The organism is Bacillus proteolyticus, from assembly GCF_001884065.1.
Classification (GTDB): Bacteria; Bacillota; Bacilli; order Bacillales; family Bacillaceae_G; genus Bacillus_A; species Bacillus_A proteolyticus.
Map to the genome: position 1 here is coordinate 1 of NZ_MACH01000065.1, position 1234 is coordinate 1234.

Sequence of the window (1234 nt, forward strand, 5' to 3'; positions counted from 1 at the left end):
ATAGGCTCCTATATCTAATTTTACCCAATAAACTGCTCCAATCCCTTGTTCAAATGTATTCAATAACTGTTCAATTATAAACTCCTTCGGTGTTAACCCTTTCAAATCATATCCACTGGGTATTGTTCCGAACCAATACTCTTCACTGTCAGGGAATTCACAAGAAAGGAAATCCTGCTGCCATTCATTCAACTGTATAAGTTCTATTGTGTCGTCACTAGTAGCTTTTATATCCTTTTTTATAAGCTCACATATATCTTCTTTTGTATCTTCTGATAAAAGATATAGTCTATAATCATTACCTACGCCATCATATTCATTAACCTTAGCAAAATCACTTAATATTCTATTAATCTTTTCCATGTCTAAGCTCCTTCATCAATAATTAGGAAATAGTTCCAACATTATTATAGCAAGGTGCTACACGCTTCCCTATGGATATGTTTTTATTTGGCGGTACGCCTTATTTACAATGTTTTGAATGTAAATAAATAGGTATTGGTTTACATTCGATTTTTTAAGGTAAAAGGCTGAATAATTAAGAAAAGTGCATTTAATAAGTTACTATAATTTACATTTGAGTTAAAATAAGAGTGGTTGAAACTGGGGTCTCACTTTTGTTTAGAAACAGAAATTAGAAAACATACAAATGGGAGGATACAATGATGAACCAAAAAAAGTTAGAAATGGCTTTTAAAAGATATAGCAAAAATTTTGTGGATGGAATCAAATTTGAAGATGTTAAAGATAAATATAATGTCAGTAGAAGAAAGATTGAGAAAATCGTTGAGCAAAATGAAACAGATAAAGATCACATACTATTAATAAATCTAAGCAAAATTTCCTCATATCACTTGTCATTATGGAAAAATGATGTATTGATCAGCGGTGGAAACAATGCAGAAGGATTAAAGAACATGCAGAAGGTTTTATTTTACCAGTGCATGGGACAGGATCTCTATACAAGCAGGTATCCAGGGATGATCTTGGGATATACGTTTAGAGAAGTCGTCCTCACATTAGTTCATTTTGCAATGTATGGATGGGAGAAAGAAGAAAATATATTATATGATTTTATGACTCATCACTTCGGTGAACATTTAATAGATGCCAATGAAGAGGATAGACATATTTGGTTTTTGCTAGAACTGTACTTGCAGTATAAAAATAAAACCATCATGGGAACGAATGAAAAATTGCATCTAGCCGTGATAAATAAGTTTAAGGAAGCTGA

Annotated in this window: 1 protein-coding gene and 1 pseudogene; one reads left to right on the forward strand and one right to left on the reverse strand. The window is 31.8% G+C overall.

Annotated features, from left to right (window positions below):
• A partial coding sequence (locus BAQ49_RS09895; protein WP_071745175.1) for a hypothetical protein occupies positions 1-363 on the reverse strand: 363 nt, incomplete at its 3' end.
• A 299-nt stretch (positions 364-662) separates the two neighbouring features.
• On the opposite strand from BAQ49_RS09895, the pseudogene BAQ49_RS09900 reads away from it, so the two are divergent.
• Positions 663-1234 (forward strand): annotated as a pseudogene (locus tag BAQ49_RS09900) (hypothetical protein); the annotation flags it as partial.